The following is an 18983-nucleotide window of genomic DNA, read 5'->3' as shown; positions in this document are numbered from 1 at the left end:
AAACCCCCTCTCTTTGCTAAACTTCCCAATACAAAGGAGGGGGAAACACTTCAATCTTCTTAGACTAGTAAGGCATATAACCACTTTCTTCATCCTCTTCTTGAGTAGGTAGAACAGTAGATGAATCTCCTGCCTCACTTCCATTTAAGAAAGAGGTGATTAGGTTCCCTATACGATCAATAATGAAGGTGCCCTCCTCATTATGATCCGGTTGCTGCTTCCTATCATTAAAGACCTTATACGAGCCGTAAAAGCTTTGGCGAGCTTCCCATATAGGGAATTTTTGATAGAGCGCCTCTAGTGAATTCGTTTGATAGAAGTCCACAACGTTTAGGTTGCTTCCGTATTGATAGTGAGGGAGATTCCCCGTTTCAATCATGACGATATAGGTTTCTTGCTCATTAAAGTGAGGGCTATCAACCTTCAACTCATATGTTCCAGATTCAAGGGACCGGACAGTACGCTGCGTATCCCCTTTCTTCTCTATATAAATCTTATCTTCCTTACTCAAAATAGCCTTAGCTTCAGGATCTTCTCCATTTGCCCATTCTAACGTTAGAAAGTGAACCCCGTTCTGAGCTTCGAAATAAATATCATGAAACAGAACACTCTCCCCAGTTTTAAATGACCAAGTTCGTGACACATCGAATAGATTCCCTTCCGCTGTCTTCGCTTGAGCATTCACTCTCACCTTGTAACCTGCACCCGGCATAAGCTTCTCTTTTGGAATTAGGAAAACGTGATGAGTACCTTCGTTCTCCATTTGTGGCGTGACCGTGTAGGATGGCACTGTTTCACCATCCTCATTAACTAATGATGCCTCTGAAACTTGGAGTTCATGAGAGGAAGGACCATAATACACATAAGAAACAGGATAACCTGTCCATACCTGATCTTGGTTGAAAAAACGAAGAGGATTAGGCGTTTCATAAGCAAACCAGGAAACTGGCACATCTCTTTGATTTGGGTAAGGGTACTGAATAATACGATGTTCCCCTTCACTTCCATCTCCACCAAAGTTCATGACTACATCGCCTTGATTATTGTATCCTGTTCCTACTTCGTTATAAAACGGGTTCATTAAGCTCAAACGATGGTAAGGAGCGTCAAAGAGATGATCAACAGCCGATACTCCTCCAGGCTCTTCATAAGAAATCCCTTCTCCTACGAACCATTTGGGATAACCAAAATAAGACGTCCTTTCAGCAGGTTGTTTTCCGGTAAATAAGTGAGCGCTGTTGTTCATTTCATGGTGACCTTTGGAATAGACGTTCATATAATTGGCATGAGCTTGAGCTGCTTCTTTTAAATGATCATTGTTTTTTAATAAAGGAATATCCAACCTCTCGCGATATTCGTTAGCACGAGCAAGCGCATCATTTCCAACAGTGGTCAATATTTCATTATCCATTGAAGCAAAAGGATCCATATTACGACTGTCTATTTCAAATGACCAAGAACGTTCAAGTTGCTTTTCGCCATACACTTCAAGTTGAACCGTTACTGTATTTGCACCTGTTAACCCCCAGGCCTCATAGGTGAGCATACCTGTATTTTCATTATACGTTGAGGAAACTTCTTTTCCATTTACAAACATGTCCACCTCATAGGGCAAATCATTATTCGATAGTTTTATGAAATATGTAATTTCGGGCGAACCAGTAGATACTAAGCCGGTCGGTGATCCTTCTTCATGGTAACGAATGGTATAAGAATTTGATTCCATCTTAGGCTGATTATTCTCAGTACCATGAACGTGATCCGGCGTAAGGACAAACAACACAATACCTACTAGAATCCAAACCGAATGTTTGATCATCTTAATAACACCTTTCTCAGATCTTTTCTTTTTATTTTACTAGAAACAAATCAACACTCCTAGTGGTTCAGAAAGTTTTTCCATATCGTTCCCCACCTCTTTACTTGAAATCTAAGAAGGGATTTCAGATAATGAAACAAATTGCCGGAAAGGAAGCTGATCGCACATGTCACTACATGATTCATACTTAGACACATGTCACCTCTTCATCTTTGACCTCGATGGGACCCTATATGAAGACACGAAGCATTTTGACCATTTTGCTTATAAATTAAAGGATAAATTACCAAAAGAAGAACACGAGTCTTTCTTAAGAGATTTTACACAAGTTAAAGAAGGTCTCCATCCACTGTCCATTGGAAAGGTCTATGATACGAAAGAAGACCTATTCTGGACGTGGGACCCATTTACCGAAAAGATCAGCAACCCTGAATCATGGAACGGCGAACAAGTAGAGCGCTCTTCAGATGAACCATTTCCCGCCTCTACATTTGATTTTGACCGATGGATTGCAATCGGAGACGGTTGGTGGCCTCCCTATGTACTCGCTCGCCATTATGGGTTACCGATGAGTGAATGTCACAAAGCCTATGATGAAACAAAGGTCGACATGTCATCTCAAAAAGGATGGCTAACAGAGACACCTGGATTACGTTCTTTCTTGGAGGAAATAAAAAAAGAGAAAACAATCGTTCTTATGACGAATAGTGAAGCTACAGATGTAGATCGTCTACTCAAGGAACTGAACCTACAGGATCTATTCCATGACCGGATCACATCAGCTACAAAGCCTGTTCAAACGAGCGAACACTTTCATGAGCTATTAAAACGATACAAAATCAAACCAGAAGAAGCCGTATCCATTGGAGATAACTTCATGAACGAAATCGCCCCCGCCCTCCAATACGGTATGCACGCAATCTGGCTAACACCCGATGAATCAAACATTGAACACGAGAAACTCCATCCTGTTCGTTCGTTAACAGACATTCTTTAAACTAAGGCTCTGTTACTGTTTATTGTTGTATTCATTTAATCCATATAAGCCCCCTTATATGGAAAAGTTGAAGTTGAGATATTTCAGCAGGAAGGGACCGTTACGTTTAAAAGTGCTTGGGCTTGCTCGGGGACAACTCGCTTTCCTGCGGGGAGCTGGGAAGCCTCCTCATCGCTTCGCTCTCTGAGGGGTCTTCCCTAGGCTCCTTTTCCCGCGGGAGTCTCGCAGTCCCCGAACAAGCCCTGTCTTTAAGGTGGGTGAACGGCCCCGCAATTCGCATCAGCAGGTCTGTTGTTACCCTATACGGCATGCTTTCGTTCCTCCTTGTATGGTAAAGGTGGGCCTGGAAACTGCGAGACTCCCGTGGGCAGAAGAGCTTAGGTGAGACCCCGGAGCCCGGCTTTGCCGGGTGAGGAGGCTCACCAGCTCCCCACAGGAAAGCGAGTGGTTTCCAGGCCCACCTTACGCTTAACTAGAGTTAACGGAAACATTCTCTCAGCTTCAAATGCAGAAAAATAGAGAAAAGGATCCTCTAATAGGGTCCTTTTCTCTATTTTCCCGCCATTGTAAAATCCATGTAATCTCCTTGTTAGAATTGCAATCACATTGTTGTCATTCTGTTATTGGGCTTTTCCCATTAGGTTGTTATAGTAGTCCATAGAGTTAATTCGTTACTCAATAAACCGCGAATTTCAACAGCTCATGGCTATTGTAATTCCCAGGAGGTCAACAAAATGAAAAAACTATTTCTATCCCTAGCTGCTGTAGCAACGATTTCTACAACAACAGCGATTACAGCAAGCGCAGAAGAAGTAGACGTCAAGAGCGGCGACACATTATGGGGTATCTCTCAGGATTACGATGTGTCCGTTGAACAAATAAAACAACAAAATAATCTAACATCTAACTTAATCTTCCCGAACCAAAAGCTAACAGTGAACCACAACGGAGACAGTGAAGTTGCTCACACAGCAACAGCTGACAGTAATGTGTATACAATCCAACCTGGCGATACACTTTTCGCTATCGGTCAACAATATAACGTAAGTGTGAATGAGTTAAAACATTGGAATAACTTAAGCTCAAATACGATTTATTCAGGAGATACCCTGAATGTAAACGGATCAAACGTAGCAACAAAAGAAAAATCAACTGTTGCAAGCACACAACCTACTGAACCTAAAACAGAAGAAAAACAAGTTCAAACACAACAACAAGAACAAAAGACGATTACAATGGAATCAACAGCATATACAGCAAACTGCACGGGCTGCTCTGGTATCACAAGAACAGGCATCAATCTTCTTGAAAACCCAGATCGCAAAGTAATCGCAGTAGACCCTAACGTAATCCCACTAGGTACTGAAGTTTATGTAGAAGGATACGGAAAAGCAGTAGCTGGTGACATCGGTGGCGACATCCAAGGAAACAGAATCGACGTCTTCATCCCATCCCAATCCGAAGCACTAAACTGGGGCCGCAAATCAGTAGACGTAACAATCTTAGACTAATTCCTTCCCTTAAAAGATAATACAAGCCCAAGGCTGAATGCAGCTTTGGGCTTTTTTATGCTCTACTCATCCCATTTAACTTTTCATACAAGCCCCCTTATACGGAAGACAATATGAAGTTGAGATTTTCGATTTTCTGTTTTGCGAAAGATAGAGACGTTTCCGCCAGCGTGAATAGAGCGTAAGGCGGGGCTGGAAATCACTCGCTTTCCGCGGAAAGCGAGTTGCCCCCAAGCCTGCCCAACCACTCTTATGGCAACGGAGCTATCCTCCCCCAGTGAGTTAGCTTCGATTCTTAGGATTACTGAATCTCTCTGACTAAAATAAAAACACCACTGCGTACTCTTCAGGAGAGAACACAGTGGTGTTTTTAGTCTTGAACAGTCTGAAGACCATTCAAAATATAATCAATCGTACGATCAATCTCAGCCTCATCGTCCCAGTCCGCATCTGGCATAACGATAAAACGAGTTACTAAAAAGCCAATTACCGTTGTAATAACTAATCGAAGAACCGTTTCACTTGGATAATCTTTGATAAGTCCCTGTTCCTTATAATGACTCACGAAACGTTCAAAGTGTGGCAGCACTTCTTCCCTGAATATGTGCTTATAACGATCCTGAAGTTCAGGGTGGAACGCGACTTCCTGAAGTACAATTTTCAGTAGAGGAACATTCTTTTTCGCAAATTCAAACCGATTTACGATCATGGCTCGTAATAATTCTTCAAAGTCTTTATGCTCCCCATCTCGGAAAACCTGTTTTACGAAAGACTGGGCAATAAACGGAACAGCTAGCTTTGTAATGACCGGTGAAACAATGGCCATCAAGAGTTCTTTCTTTGTTTTGTAGTGACGAAAGATCGTTCCTTCCGCTACACCTGCTCGCTTTGCAATCTCACTCGTCGAGGTTGATGCGTACCCCTTCTCAGAGAATATTTCAATAGCGGCTTGAACAATTTGACGTTGCTTTGGGGTAAGCTGCTCCTGATCGTCCAATTCTAGCAATTCTTTAAAAGCTTCATATTCTGTCACGCTTTGACCCCCTTTTCCAATCTATCCTCTATTATAGCTTGCGATGCTTTTTCAACGCTACTATATTCAAGATAAAAAAGCTGGCGGCAAACCCAAGTAACACATAGACATCCATTTGTATGTCCGCAAATCCTTCTCCTCTAATCATCACACCTCTTAACGCATTTGCTCCGTATGTGAGTGGCATAATTTGTCCGATCATCTTGATCCAAGAAGCTACCGCATCAAGATTAAACAACCCTGAAAAGAAAACTTGCGGGACAATCACGAGCGGGATAAACTGGATCATTTGAAATTCATTGTTTGCAAACGCAGAAAGCAATGTCCCTAAGGTGAGTGCTGTTAAAGCAAGTAAGATTGAAATCAGAAGTACATACCAAATAGAACCAGCCATCCACACATCTAAAGCATAGATTGCAAAAAAGGCGATAAGTGCTGTTTGAAGGATCGTAAATAGACCAAATCCTGATACATACCCCGTCACAATCTCCCATCGCTTAAGAGGAGTAGATAGAATTCTTTCAAGGGTGCCTTGAGTTCGCTCACGTAAGAAAGAAACCCCACCAATAATAAACACAAAGAAAAACACGAAGAATCCAATAAGGACAGGCCCGACATTATCGAATAACCCTAATTCATCAGAACCGTGCAGGTAACTGAAATTGGGATTAAAAGGCATCGATTGAGCCGGAACTGCGTTTTGCATGGCTTTTTGAACAGCTCCCATCACTGCCTGATTTGTAGAGGGATCACTGCCTTCAAGCGTTATATTCACATCTGATTGATTCAAATGAATAAGAGCATCTACTTTCATTTCTTCTAGTGCAGTTTCAGCTTCTGTTGGCCCCATCTTTTTTATGGTGACATCCTGTTCTTTAAATAACTCAGTCATTTGTTCCGGCACGTTCACAAAGGCTAGTGTTGGTTCATATCGGTCTCCATCCAATACAAGCCACATCAACGTCAATACAAGTAGCGGCGCTAGAAGCATAAGCGCAAGCGAGCGTTTATCCCTTTTAAACTGTCGAATAATCCGTACTGTTATCGCTTGAACATTCATGAACGAGCACCTCCATACGCTAGAAAAGCCTCTTCAATAGAGTCGACATCCGCTTGTTGCTTCAATTCAATTGGAGTTCCTGAAGCAATGACGTACCCGTCGCGAAGCATCGCTAAGCGATCACATTTATCAGCTTCATCCATCACATGAGTCGTCACAATAATGGAGCCTCCTTTATCTTTCCAACGATATAATTCAGCCCATATGGATTGCCGTAATACAGGATCTATCCCTACTGTTGGTTCATCCAATATCAATACATCAGGCTCATGCAAAAGAGCAATTGCCAAAGATAGACGCCTCTTCATTCCTCCTGAATAATTGCGTACAGGTTTATCCATGTGCTCTGTTAACCCAACGACTCTCATTACGTCTTCTATACGTTCTTTTCGTTTTCTACTCTTTAATCCATAAATAGATGCAAAGAATTCTAGATTCTCACGAGCTGATAGTTCACTATACAATGCATCAGATTGAGCCATATACCCAACTTTTCTCATCTGTTCGAGAGATGGCATCTTAACACCTTCAACCCATGCTTCACCCGTGTCAGCCTCCATGATACCAACGATCATTTTTACAAGCGTGGTTTTCCCAGCCCCAGAAGGACCAAGCAATCCATAGATTTCACCCCGCCCAATTTCCATATTGATATCTTTCAAAACCGCTTCATCCCCAAAGGAATGAGCCATCCCCTTCACTTCAATAACAGCTTCCATATCTAATCAACCCCTTGCCTGAAATGAGTGATTACTCACTTTAATAGTATAGTACAACAACACGTTTGTAAAGTGAGTAATCACTCATTATAAAATATTATAGATCTTCCATTTTTATGCTCACATCAACTCTCAGCACAAAAAAAAGAACCCTTCCCTGAAGGATTCAAAAGTGTTAGGCGAAAAACAAGAAACCCTTATAGTCCATTGGCAGCATAAAGCTCATCAAGAAACGAATCTTTAGATAGCCACTCATTCAACATAATGGCCCAAAGGCTTTAGATTATAAACCAAAACGACTGCGTATTTTACCACTATACCTCTTATAAGCTCCCGATTCTTTCATCTTCCGTTTTTCCATTAGCGTTTGAAAATGAATCTGCTTTTCGTTTAGCTCTTTTTGATAAGCAAGTCGTTCTTCTTCATCTGTACAAAGGGCCACAAGTTCTTCGATGCGAATCATTTCCTTCTTCACTTCCATCTCTTCAGGAAGCATATTCGCATTCTTAAGAATCGTAAAACTCGCCCTAAGGTCTTCAGGAACAGCTTGAATCTCTGATAAATCGAGCGGTTTCCCTTTACCAGGGAGGTCTTTAAACGCACCTTCACGCTCAGCTTGTTTAATCTTCTCCTCAGCCATCATCGTTACATAATCCAAGTGACTGAACCTCCTTTATGAGAACTCCTGGTTACGTTACAAAAATTGTAACACACCGTTTAGGACGTTTCGACACCGGAAAGTTAGGCTAAATAATTAGGACGAAGACGATTGGGGGCAGGAATATTGGTTACATTAAGCAATGAATATTTAAAAGACATAATAACCGAATATACACCTTATACCACTCAGGGAGAAGTCGTTCAAAGCCTCCCTTGTGTGAGTGAACTAAATCAAAACGACATCGGAATAGCTGTGATTGATTTAGATCAGAATGTCTACACAGCAGGTACCACGGATCTTTCTTTTTCTTTACAAAGTGCTTCTAAAGTTGTCAGTCTTATGATTGCACTAGAAGACCTCGGGGAAGAAAAAGTGTTCCAAACCGTTGGGATGGAGCCAATGGGTGATTTCTTCAATACCATTAGCCATTTGGAAGCTGATGATGTACATAGACCGTTTAATCCAATGGTTAACGCAGGGGCCATTGCCATTTGCTCTCTAATCAAAGGATCTTCAGTAGAGGAGCGTTTTGAGCGGATTATGACGATGTTAAAGAGCGTCCTCGGTCACGATGACATTCACATGAATGAAGATGTCTATAAAGCTGAAAGACGTAAAGGAGATCGGAATCGCGCTCTTGCTTACTATATGAGCAGTACAGGTTCTGTGGCTCTTGATCCTGAGGAAGCTCTAGATTTGTATTTCAGGATTAATTCCATAGAGTTTCAGGTACGGGACTTAGCCTTACTCGGTTTGTTTTTTGCAAACGGTGGCAAAACGATTGAAGGGGGAGAACAACTTCTACATCCCGATCATTTAACAACAATTGAAGCCATTATGATGACATCTGGCATGTATAACGAATCAGGTCGCTTTGCTGTAAATGTTGGGTTCCCATGTAAAAGCGGAATCAGCGGAGGGATTTTCGGAGCAGTTCCAGGGCGTTATGGAATAGGCGTTATCGGACCAGCTATTAACCCTAAAGGGAACAGTGTAGCTGGTAGTAAAATCCTTGAACGTCTCTCGAAGGATCTCGGTTTAAACATCTTTCATCCTGAAGCTAAAGAGTAAAAAGTCATTAAACGAAAGACGCCTTTGGGGCAAAACCCAAAGGCGTCTTTTAGAAGATTCTATTTCTTATAGCTTCCAATGAGAAACATTTAACGTCAGTTCGCCTGAAGAAGCAAAATAAACGGAACGATTCTCTTGCTCAGGATAGTAACGAGCTGTGAAGACTTCTTCTCCGCCATTAACAAACATCTCTACAGAAGATGTATCTACGAATAAACGAAGATCTTCTAATTCACCAATCTTGCACGTTCTTGATTCCATTCTACGATCTTCAAATCGTTTACGCTCAAGGGTTAATTCACCACTTGGCTTGTGATACACAACGCGCGCATTATTTCGTAGCGTTAGCTCGAACACATCTGCCTTGTTGTGTTCAAACCCAAGCTGAAGTTCAAAGGCATCCCCTTCGATTCCTTCAATCGTTGTTTCGACCCCATTTAATTCCACGCGTTCGTAAGAGATTTCTTCTTTTCGAAGCTTCTCTAATTCCACTATAGGCTTCTGGATCAACTTGTCTCCATCAAGCGATAACTCTCTTGGAAGAGTAAGCGTATGAATCCATTTATGCTTAATCGTTGGATGGTGTTCTTCGTCCTGGTCAGGTACACCCATCCAGCCAACTAAAATGCGACGGCCTTGATCATCTAGAGTGGTTTGAGGAGCGTAGAATTCAAACCCTTGATCAAGCTCTCTGAACGATCCATGGTCAAGCTTCCCTGTTTCGTAATTCATATCGCCCACAAAGTAGCCAGATTGATAGACATTTTGATATTGGTTGCCTTGTACTTCTAACCCTTGAGGAGATACCACTAAGACGTGCTTGCCCTCTAGTTCAAATAGATCTGGGCATTCCCACATAAAGCCGAAGTCATCCAGTTGATCCGTATGAGCACCAGTTACAACGCCCATGTGCTCCCAATCACTAAGGTCAGATGAACGGAACAGTGCAACACGTCCTTGTAGATCGTGGTTCTGTGTACCAACAACCATATACCAATACTCACCATGCTTCCATACTTTTGGATCGCGGAAGTGGGCGGTATATTCTTCAGGTAATTCTAATACGACACCTTGCTTCTCAAAATGAATTCCATCTTCTGATGTTGCTAACACTTGATAGCTTTCACGGTTGCCTTCTTCATCTTTTACATTCCCCGTATAGAACAAGTTCATCAATCCGTTCGCTTCAACAGCACTTCCGGAATAACAACCATTCTTCTCAAACCATTCAGAAGGTGTTAGAGCGATCGGTTCTGCCTGCCAGTTTACTAGATCCTCAGATGTGTAATGGCCCCAAAATTTTGCACCATGTCCTGTTTTAAATGGCATCCACTGATAAAACATGTGATAAGTGCCATTATATTGAACGAAGCCATTTGGATCGTTTAACAATCCAACAGGGGGCTGGATATGAAAGCGAAGACGATGAGGATCGGCTTCTACTTGGTCACGAAATTTCTCGATTTCTGCATAAGCCTCTTGGCGAAGCTGGTTATCTCTTTGAGACACAAAAGTCCCTCCTTAGGAAGATAAGTGTTGTTTAACTTGTTCGATGGTTGGTAAAGCAGTCATAGCACCTTTAGTAGAGGCTGCAAGTGCACCAGATACGCTGGCCATCTTTGCCATCTCAACAGCTTGTTCAATCGAAAGGTCTTCCATGCTAGCATCCGTCTCATTAATGGCATAGAGAATGCCAGATACAAAGGCATCACCTGCTCCTGTTGTGTCTACAGCGTTCACTTTCATAGCATCAACTTTAGCGATCTCACCATTTGTAACAACATAGCTACCTTCTCCACCTAGTGTAACAAGCATAAATGGAATGTCGTACTTCTCATTAATTTGCTTGATTCCGGCTTCAATGTCTTTCTCACCTGTAATAAACTCAAGTTCCTCCTCCGAAACTTTCAGCACGTCAACCTGATCAAGCATAGAGATGATGGCTTCTTTCGCTTGGTCTTCAGAAGACCATAAGCTCATACGAAGGTTCGGGTCGAATGATACAACCATCCCTTTTTCACGCGCTACTTGAACTGCATGCTTTGTAGCTTCTTTTGCCGGTTCATTAATCATGGAAATAGTGCCAAAGTGAAGAACACGATGTTCATCGAATAAAGATTTTTCTACATCATTTACATGAAGCATCTGGTCTGCACTTGGATTAATAAAGAATTCAAAGCTACGCTCTCCATTTGCCGCAAGAGATACAAACACGACACCTGTTCGTACGTCTTGAGTAAATGTCATACCATCTGTTTTCACACCATAAGAAGTAAGAGTATCTTTCAGGAAGTGACCTAATGAATCATCTCCTACTTTACCTAAAAATGTTGATTTAGCTCCCAGACGAGCTAAGCCTACTGCAACGTTTGCAGGGGCTCCCCCTGGGCTTTTCTGATATTCAGTGTTCTCACTTGTTAATGGGATAAAGTCAATTAGCGCCTCTCCCAAACTAATAATACCTTTTGTCATGGTTCTATCTCCCTTCACGAGTTCCATACTTACAGATTACCAAAAACGAGCTCTTATGTCCTACATGAATAAAAGAAGTCAGGCAACCCGGCCTGACTTCTTGTTCATTTGTTCTATTTTTTCTCTTCTTTCCAACCTAGCAGTAATGTTGCTAAGAAGGCACCACCGATAGCAATCACAAGTCCGATGATATAATTTAGCGTGTCAGAACCTGTTGTTAAAGCAATCATTGGTAGTCCAGTTAAACCAATACCATTCGCTATTACGCCTGTAAAGGTAACGTAGAAGCCACCTAGAGCGCCACCAATCATCGCACCGATGAATGGACGACGGTGCTTCAAGTTAACACCGAAGATGACTGGCTCTGTTACACCAAGGAAGGCGGATACTGCACCTGGAAGTGCAATTTCTTTTGTTTTCTTGTTCTTTGTTCTGAAGAATACAGCTAGACCAGCACCACCTTGAGCAACGTTTGCCATCGCCCAAATTGGTAGAAGGTAGTTACCTGCTTTAGTTAAAAGCTCTGCTTCAATTGCGTGGAAGCTGTGGTGTACACCCGTTAGTACAATAAGGGAGTACGTACCACCAAACACTAGGCCAGCTAGTCCTTGGGCTGTTCCATAAACCATATCTAGAACCGTCGTAATACCAGAGCCAAGTAAGCGTCCTGCTGGTCCAACTACAAGCAATGCAGCGAAACCAGTTAAAATAACGGTTAAGAATGGTGTAACAAGTAAATCAATAACTCCTGGAACCACTTTGCGAATATTCTTTTCTAGTATACTCATGATATATACGGTTAATAATACCGGGATTACAGTTCCTTGATACCCTAACATTTCAATGGAAAAGCCGAAGAAATCCATTGTAGGAATTTCAGCTGTTCCTGAATTCCAAGCGTTTAATAACGCTGGGTGCGTCATAATACCACCAATAACAGCACCTAGATAAGGGGTTGCCCCAAACTCTCTCGCTGCACTAAAACCAATTAGAATCGGTAAGATAATAAAAGCAGCAGATGAGAACATATCTAACATGGTAAAGATCGCACCATCTGGATCTCCCCACTCATAAGCCTTCATCAAACCAAGAAGACCCATTAACATACCACTGGCTACGATTGCCGGGATGATCGGTACGAAAATATTCGAAAGCATACGAGCGAAACGAGCAAATGGATTCATGTTTTGCTTAGCTGCCTCTTTGTGATCGACACCTTCTTTTTGCTCACCTTGCTCAATGCCTAATTCTTTAGCAAACGGTTGGAATACTTTATTAACTACTCCTGTACCGAAAATAATTTGATACTGACCTGAACTTGAGAAGGCCCCTTTAACCCCATCAAGTTCTTCAATGGCAGATTGGTCCACTTGGCTTTCGTCACTAATCACCAAGCGAAGACGTGTTGCACAGTGAGTCGCACTAACAACGTTATCCTTTCCACCTAACAACGGAACTAACTTCTGAGCTATATCTTTGTAGTCCATGTTGCTTTCCTCCCTTTTCAAAGTAAGTTAACCAGATCGTCTCTAACAAATAAAAAAGGCAAGACCTAAACTATCTACATAGGATACACGTATCCCTTGTAAACACTTTAGGTCTTGCCTGCCAAAACAGTAACAATCCTGCTTTATTAGCTTGTATCTCCATTGTAATGTAAGCGTTGTCTGGATGCAATACTTTTATCCTGAAAATCCTTTCCAGTCTAGGTACGTTCTAGTACTCGCTGGATGTGAAGAGCAATGTAACCAATCTCGGAGTCAGGGAATGTGATTTCATACTCTTTTTTAATGAACCGGGCCATCTTCTGAGATAACACAAATGCCCCTTCATACTTTGTTCGAATTAGATCAAGCATGTCCGGGTCCATATCATGAAAAGGTTCTCCAGTTTCAATACGATTAAGAGCGAAGTGAAGGTGCGTTACCATGCGCTGGTGGGAAATCCCTTCAGGATCTACCTTTGAGCCTGACTCTTCCTCTAATACTCCAATCATTTCATTAATCATCGTTGTATGTTTCATCGTATTTTCCATTGTACTTGCTCCAAGCTTTGCTGTATGAATGTGCAAAGCAATATGGGCGGCTTCGTCCTCAGGTATCGGAACGCCAGTCCTTTTCTCAATCAGATCAATGGCCCATAAACCTATTGAAAATTCTTGAGCATAAAGGGTTTTAATCTCTGTAATAAGCTTGTTCTGGATCCGAAAACCTTGCCTTAAACGCTCTACGGCAAAGGATATATGATCGGTTAAAGAGATGTGAATATGGTCACTCAGTGGTACTTTCAAGAAGCCCTCCGCATAGCTGATAATCTCTTCTGCTAATTCAATGACATCTTCAGGTAGCGTTTTCAACAGTTCCTGGAATTTCTTATTTCCTTCAGACATAACGAAGATCTTCTCAATCTTTGATTGACTGATTACATCATTCTTGGATTTTTGAAATGCAATTCCCGCTCCCATGACAATCTTCTCTTGATCATCCTCTTTAACAACAACTGCATTATTATTTAGGATTTTGTTAATTTTCATATCGCCGCCACCTCCTATACGTTTCTAAAAATAAAAGGTTGTGTTTATCATGGCAGTTTTCCATGATAAACACAACTTTTGATGGAGCAAATGGCGGCTAACTTATTATTTTACTGTTACTTTTAGAAGTTCAGTTTCACCTTTTGTTGCTTCACCGCTATTCAAGCGCTCCATATTCTCAACTTCGTCACTGTTTGTAATAATGACTGGTGTAATTGTACTCTTCGCTTTTTCTTTTACTTTATCCATATCGAACGTAATAAGAGAATCACCTGGTTTTACTTTATCCCCAACTTCAACGTGACCTTCGAATCCGTCACCTTCCATGCTTACAGTCTCAAGACCGATGTGAATAAGTACTTCTAGTCCACCTTCTGTTTTGATACCAATTGCGTGCTTAGTTGGGAATAACTGAACAATTTCACCAGCGATTGGAGCTACAACATTACCATCTGCAGGTTCAATTGCAAGTCCTTCTCCCATCATTTTTTGAGAGAAAACAGGGTCTGGTACTTCTTCAAGATCTAGCACTTTACCGTTCAATGGTGCTACTAGTACTTCTTCTGATACTTTGTCTTTTTTACCGAATAATTTTTTTAACATGTTAGGTCACCCTTTTTCAGAATATTTTATGAAATTAAAAAGACCTAAAACGGGTAGAGGTAATCTACGTTTTAGGTCTTGCCTGATCGAGTCAGTCACAATCCAAGTCATATGTTTACTTTTAAGAGTAAACTGATCCATATGGATTGTCAAGAAGTTGTAACGTAGTTTACCTTATACAATGAATATACCCGATACACATATGGTTAATCGTTTTCTTTTTTATAGTAGCCCATTGCATCAAAGTCTGAATTGCTAATCGGGACGTGCACCATATCGATCGAGCGTTGTTCTTTAGGTTTTGATAACTCCATATACACGTGTTTCGATAAACCAAGCCCTGCTTCTTCAGCTTCAAGAATCGTTTGAGCGTAGAACACTTTCTCGATGCCGGCGAAATACATAGCTGTTAAACACATTGGGCAAGGCTGGCCACTTGCGTACATCACACAATCTTTAAGATCTGTTTGTCCTAACTTCTCTTGCGCCCTACGTATAGCTTCCATTTCTGCATGTGCACTAACATCGTACCTTTGGTGTGTACGATTCACATCTTCCGCTACAATTTCATCCCCTTTTACAAGAACTGCCCCAAATGGCGTCCCACCTTCTCTCACATTCTGAACAGCTAACTCTAAAGCTCTTTTTATAGGATCCATATCTACTCCTCCTTCTGCCTTTTCATATTATGTACCCGTTCTTCCTCTATTAAAGTATCCTGATTGGCACAAAAAATGCCCCAGGTATAATAACCTGGAGCACAAAAAGATCTTACTTTCCAATAAATTGTTGCGTCCATACATTTCCATTCTCAACGAAGCCTACACCAATATGGGTGAAGTTCCCATTTAAGATGTTTGCACGGTGACCTTCACTATTCATCCATCCATCTACGACTTCTTGAGGGGTTTGTTGTCCTTTAGCAATGTTTTCACCTGCTGTACGGTATTCAATACCAAATTGTTTCATCATATCAAATGGAGAGCCGTACGTTGGGCTGTCATGAGAGAAGTAGCCATTTTGGGCCATATCTTGAGACTTCTTCTCGGCTACATTGCTTAATTCTTTATCAATCTTAAGCGGTTCTAAGCCCTGTGCAGCACGCTCTTCGTTCGTCAGTTCAACCACTTTTTGCTCAAACTGACTTAGTTCGTTTGTTTGTTGCTCTTTGGGTTGCTCTTGAGTTTGAGCAGACTCTTGTTGTTGCTGCGGAGCCGGTGCTTGCTGTTCAGCAGGAGCTGATGTTGCTTCCTCTTGTTGTTTAGGCTCCTCTTGTTGAGGTTTTTCTATTGGTTGTTTATTTGTTTGATTCCATTTTATTTCATAGTTTGATAGAAAATCGTTCATCCATTGATCTAGTTGTTCTTGGTTGACTTGTTGGCCACTTTCAAATTGGAACGTCTTCGTCTTAATTGAATCTTGAGACTGGGCATGCGCGTCAGATTGCATCACGCCTCCTGCCATAAGAGATGCTGCAAGAGCAGTTGTTATTGTGACTTTTTTAAACATGTAATCTCCTCCTGTAGAGTTCTTTGTTTGGAACACATTCATCATACCACCGGGTTTTATGTAATATTTTTGGGAGGAATTTACTCGGGAGACTTTTTTGAAATAAACTCTAATACCGAAAAAGTGGCTCCATTATTGATACACCAAACTAGAACGAAGATTTAATCAGCACCAATGTTCAATCCATATATATCCTCTAATTGTATAATTTTTAAGGGAAATGCTATTGACGACTATAAATGAAAGCCTCCCTTGTAACATAAAGGGAGGCTTTGTAAACAAGTTGTTACATTATTTCTGTTGTTCTTCTGCAATCCACTGCTTGGCCCAGTTCGCCAAATAATCATAGTTCCACACATCTGATGGATAGTCTATGAACATCTCTTCCCCATCTTCATACAACTCTTGAAGAACCTCGTTTAGAGAGCCCATATAAAAGTCATAAAGGAATTCGTAACTGATCGTTTCCTTTGGCATGTAGTTATCCGCACAAACTTGTGGATCCGCATAGTTCACATATGTCCGGCACGGGATCGGCCTAATTTCATAAGCCATGCACATATTACTTTCTGTATCTAGCATCGGACATGGAACCTGCGAGGCAATATATTTCTTCTTAAATTCAGGATCATTCTCATGATCAATGGACGTAACATGGTCAATTTCTTCTTTATACGTATTCTGCCACTTTTCCAAATGATCCATAATACGCTGCTTTCGATCTGCCGGCCAATGATCAATAATCCGCTTCATCGTTTTAGCTTCTAATTCTGTAATGATAATAGGGAAGTAACAACAAAACGCACACCCCATAAAACAAGAAGCCTTAACATCCATGAATTGTTCCATGTTACTCATTTCTTCATTAACTTGTTGAAGAAACTGCTGAAACCCATCCATTACGATTTCATCAGCTGAACGTTCGCTAGACAACAGCTGATCCGTAATAGATGCAAAATATCTATCATTTAACTCGTATTGTTCATTTAACATTTCAATACGTTTTAAAATGTCTTCATATGACAAATAGTGCTGTGATGTCACACCTTACACCCTTTCTTATACCTTACCTACTTCCAATAGTTTAACATCAGCACTCACTTTTGTACTAGCCACCCATATAAAAAATAAAGGGATACCCTTTCACTAGCTTGGGAAAGATGGTACAATGACAACGATGATTAATGCTCTTTATTAAATGCTATAGAAGAAAGGATGTTAGCCATGCATATCGGAAGCAAAGGTTGGTATGTTAACGAACTTAAAAAAGCTGGCATGAGCCGTTACGAAGGCCGTAAGCTTGAAAGCTATAAAAAGCACATTCTTGCAAACCTATACTTCGGCAAAGTTGCTAAGTAAGGTTGCTTGAAAAACAGAGAGCCCTAGCGCTCTCTGTTTTTTTATGCTTAAAAAACCTCACCCTTCAATAGCGATTTTGGAATATATTGTGCACAAATCACGACATCCGACACCCCCATAAAACTTGGCTTATAGGAGAACAACTATAGGAAGAAATACATCATTGGAGGAACGCTACACATGTTTTCTAATGCAGAAATTGGTATTGATTTAGGTACTGCGAACGTTTTAATTTATTCTAAAAATAAAGGGATCGTCTTAAACGAACCCTCTGTTGTAGCTATTGATACACAAACAAAAAATGTTTTAGCTGTCGGGAAAGAAGCTAAACAAATGGTCGGGAAAACGCCTAAGAATGTCATCCCGATTCGCCCTCTTCGAGAAGGGGTTATTGCGGACTACGACATTACTGCTCAAATGTTAAAAGAAATGCTTAAAAAGGTCAGTAAGAAAATGGGCCTTTCTATGCGTAAACCGAACGTTGTCATTTGCACCCCATCTGGTTCCACATCGGTAGAGCGTCGTGCGATCCATAACGCTGTAAAAAGTTACGGCGCAAAACATGTTCACTTAATCGAAGAACCTGTAGCAGCAGCTATTGGTGCTGACCTTCCTGTAAGTGATCCTGTCGCAAACGTTGTGCTTGATATCGGCGGTGGTACAAGTGAAGTAGCCATCATCTCCTTCGGTGGTGTCGTATCCTGCCGCTCAGTTCGAAATGGCGGAGACACTATGGATGAAGAGATCGTTCAACACGTGCGCCGAAACTATAATGTACTGATCGGTGAACGTACGGCTGAAGAAATTAAAATCAACATCGGCTATGCGCTAGTCGATCACGAGGAATTAACGATGGAAGTACGTGGCCGTGACATGGTCACTGGCTTACCTAAGACAATCACACTAAGCTCTGGAGAAGTCCAGTCTGCCTTACGTGAAAATCTTGAAAACATTCTCGAAACCGTCCGTGCTACCCTAGAAGATTGCCCTCCTGAACTAAGCGGCGATATTGTAGACCACGGCGTTGTCATCACAGGCGGCGGCGCTTTGTTAAATGGCATGGAAGAATGGTTAAGCAACGAGATCTCCGTTCCTGTTCACCTTGCTCCAAACCCATTGGAGTCTGTTGCAATCGGCACAGGCCGTTCTCTACAAATGATCCAAAAACTTCAAAAAGCTGCAAAATAAGAAAAAGCTGTCTTAACTTTGTTAGGACAGCTTTTTTGTTATGAATTTTCGGGCCGTGCCGTTAGCTTTTTGGGTCGTTGAGCGTGGCTTTTAGGCTGTGCTCTTTCCTTTTTCGGCCGTCATGACCCATTTTCTCGCCGTGACGCCATCTTTTTCAGCCGTCGCTCTCCACTTTCTCGCCGTGACGCCATCTTTTTCAGCCGTCGCTCTCCACTTTCTCGCCGTGACACCCTCTTTTTCGGCCATCGCGACACACTTTCTCGCCGTGACACCCTCTTTTTCGGCCGTCGCTCTCCACTTTCTCGCCGTGACGCTCTCTTTTCCAGCCGTCGCTCCACGATCAAGTTGACAATTCAGACCGATGCACGTAAAATATTTTAGTGAGTAAAAGCATAAAAGCACTAAAGTGAATTGCATACATCTTAGATTTTCTCCTATGAAAGGAATG

The 18983-nt window shown here is 41.6% G+C and carries 19 protein-coding genes; 5 read left to right on the top strand and 14 right to left on the bottom strand.

All coding sequences use genetic code 11. The features are described from left to right. Window positions 1-64 precede the first annotated feature (64 nt). Window positions 65-1819 carry a CAP domain-containing protein gene (locus tag IEW76_RS18360; protein WP_188655884.1) on the bottom strand — a complete coding sequence of 585 codons (1755 nt, stop codon included), beginning with the start codon at window positions 1817-1819 and terminating at the stop codon, window positions 65-67. Window positions 1820-1985: 166 nt separating this feature from the next. On the opposite strand from IEW76_RS18360, the gene IEW76_RS18355 reads away from it, so the two are divergent. Together IEW76_RS18355 and IEW76_RS18350 are read left to right on the top strand one after the other, a co-directional pair. Further along, on the top strand, window positions 1986-2816 hold the full coding sequence (locus IEW76_RS18355) for an HAD family hydrolase (protein ID WP_188655883.1): 831 nt from the start codon (window positions 1986-1988) through the stop codon (window positions 2814-2816). Between the two features lie 734 nt (window positions 2817-3550). Then, window positions 3551-4327 (top strand): 3D domain-containing protein, encoded by a 777-nt coding sequence (locus IEW76_RS18350; RefSeq protein ID WP_188655882.1) that lies wholly within the window; start codon window positions 3551-3553, stop codon window positions 4325-4327. 370 nt (window positions 4328-4697) lie between these two features. On the opposite strand, the gene IEW76_RS18345 is transcribed toward IEW76_RS18350, so the two are convergent. From IEW76_RS18345 to IEW76_RS18330, 4 genes are all read right to left on the bottom strand, one after another. Then, entirely contained in the window at window positions 4698-5360 is a 663-nt protein-coding gene (locus IEW76_RS18345; RefSeq protein ID WP_188655881.1) for a TetR/AcrR family transcriptional regulator, read from the bottom strand. A 31-nt stretch (window positions 5361-5391) separates the two neighbouring features. After that, on the bottom strand, window positions 5392-6420 hold the full coding sequence (locus IEW76_RS18340) for an ABC transporter permease (protein WP_188655880.1): 1029 nt from the start codon (window positions 6418-6420) through the stop codon (window positions 5392-5394). Next, complete coding sequence (locus IEW76_RS18335; protein ID WP_188655879.1) at window positions 6417-7139, bottom strand: ABC transporter ATP-binding protein; 723 nt, start codon at window positions 7137-7139, stop codon at window positions 6417-6419. Before IEW76_RS18335 ends, IEW76_RS18340 begins: the two co-directional genes overlap by 4 nt. Before the next feature lie 283 nt (window positions 7140-7422). Then, on the bottom strand, window positions 7423-7797 hold the full coding sequence (locus tag IEW76_RS18330) for a DnaJ family domain-containing protein (RefSeq protein WP_373286019.1): 375 nt from the start codon (window positions 7795-7797) through the stop codon (window positions 7423-7425). Window positions 7798-7923: 126 nt separating this feature from the next. Here IEW76_RS18330 and glsA point away from each other — a divergent pair, with 126 nt between their 5' ends. Further along, window positions 7924-8871: a glutaminase A gene (glsA, locus tag IEW76_RS18325; RefSeq protein WP_188655878.1), complete on the top strand. Its 948-nt coding sequence runs from the start codon at window positions 7924-7926 to the stop codon at window positions 8869-8871. A gap of 66 nt (window positions 8872-8937) precedes the next feature. Here the strand turns inward: glsA and IEW76_RS18320 are convergent, their stop codons facing one another. From IEW76_RS18320 to IEW76_RS18285, 8 genes are all read right to left on the bottom strand, one after another. Further along, a complete protein-coding gene (locus IEW76_RS18320) occupies window positions 8938-10380 on the bottom strand; it encodes a glycoside hydrolase family 32 protein (protein ID WP_188655877.1) in 1443 nt (480 codons plus the stop codon). Between the two features lie 12 nt (window positions 10381-10392). Beyond that, the gene (locus tag IEW76_RS18315) at window positions 10393-11343 is read right to left on the bottom strand and encodes a carbohydrate kinase family protein (protein WP_188655876.1); all 951 of its coding nucleotides are present in this window, start codon (window positions 11341-11343) and stop codon (window positions 10393-10395) included. A 113-nt stretch (window positions 11344-11456) separates the two neighbouring features. Then, complete coding sequence (locus tag IEW76_RS18310; protein WP_188655875.1) at window positions 11457-12830, bottom strand: sucrose-specific PTS transporter subunit IIBC; 1374 nt, start codon at window positions 12828-12830, stop codon at window positions 11457-11459. A gap of 218 nt (window positions 12831-13048) precedes the next feature. Next, complete coding sequence (locus IEW76_RS18305; protein ID WP_188655874.1) at window positions 13049-13876, bottom strand: PRD domain-containing protein; 828 nt, start codon at window positions 13874-13876, stop codon at window positions 13049-13051. Between the two features lie 105 nt (window positions 13877-13981). Beyond that, a complete protein-coding gene (locus IEW76_RS18300) occupies window positions 13982-14479 on the bottom strand; it encodes a PTS sugar transporter subunit IIA (protein WP_036784033.1) in 498 nt (165 codons plus the stop codon). A gap of 206 nt (window positions 14480-14685) precedes the next feature. Next, entirely contained in the window at window positions 14686-15138 is a 453-nt protein-coding gene (locus tag IEW76_RS18295; RefSeq protein ID WP_188655873.1) for a nucleoside deaminase, read from the bottom strand. Window positions 15139-15250: 112 nt separating this feature from the next. Next, window positions 15251-15988, bottom strand: coding sequence for a CAP domain-containing protein (locus IEW76_RS18290; RefSeq protein ID WP_188655872.1), 738 nt, complete (start codon window positions 15986-15988; stop codon window positions 15251-15253). A 291-nt stretch (window positions 15989-16279) separates the two neighbouring features. Beyond that, a complete protein-coding gene (locus IEW76_RS18285) occupies window positions 16280-17032 on the bottom strand; it encodes a YkgJ family cysteine cluster protein (protein ID WP_229721300.1) in 753 nt (250 codons plus the stop codon). A 180-nt stretch (window positions 17033-17212) separates the two neighbouring features. Here IEW76_RS18285 and IEW76_RS18280 point away from each other — a divergent pair, with 180 nt between their 5' ends. Further along, the gene (locus IEW76_RS18280; protein ID WP_084599544.1) at window positions 17213-17347 is read left to right on the top strand and encodes a YflJ family protein; all 135 of its coding nucleotides are present in this window, start codon (window positions 17213-17215) and stop codon (window positions 17345-17347) included. A 180-nt stretch (window positions 17348-17527) separates the two neighbouring features. Next, window positions 17528-18535, top strand: a complete 1008-nt coding sequence (gene mreBH, locus IEW76_RS18275) for a rod-share determining protein MreBH (protein WP_188655871.1) — start codon at window positions 17528-17530, stop codon at window positions 18533-18535. A gap of 90 nt (window positions 18536-18625) precedes the next feature. On the opposite strand, the gene IEW76_RS18270 is transcribed toward mreBH, so the two are convergent. Further along, window positions 18626-18952 carry a hypothetical protein gene (locus IEW76_RS18270; RefSeq protein WP_188655870.1) on the bottom strand — a complete coding sequence of 109 codons (327 nt, stop codon included), beginning with the start codon at window positions 18950-18952 and terminating at the stop codon, window positions 18626-18628. Window positions 18953-18983 lie beyond the last annotated feature (31 nt).

The sequence above is a fragment of the Pontibacillus salipaludis genome (assembly GCF_014642405.1).
GTDB lineage: Bacteria > Bacillota > Bacilli > Bacillales > BH030062 > Pontibacillus > Pontibacillus salipaludis.
This window is presented reverse-complemented; position numbering and strand designations above follow the sequence as displayed.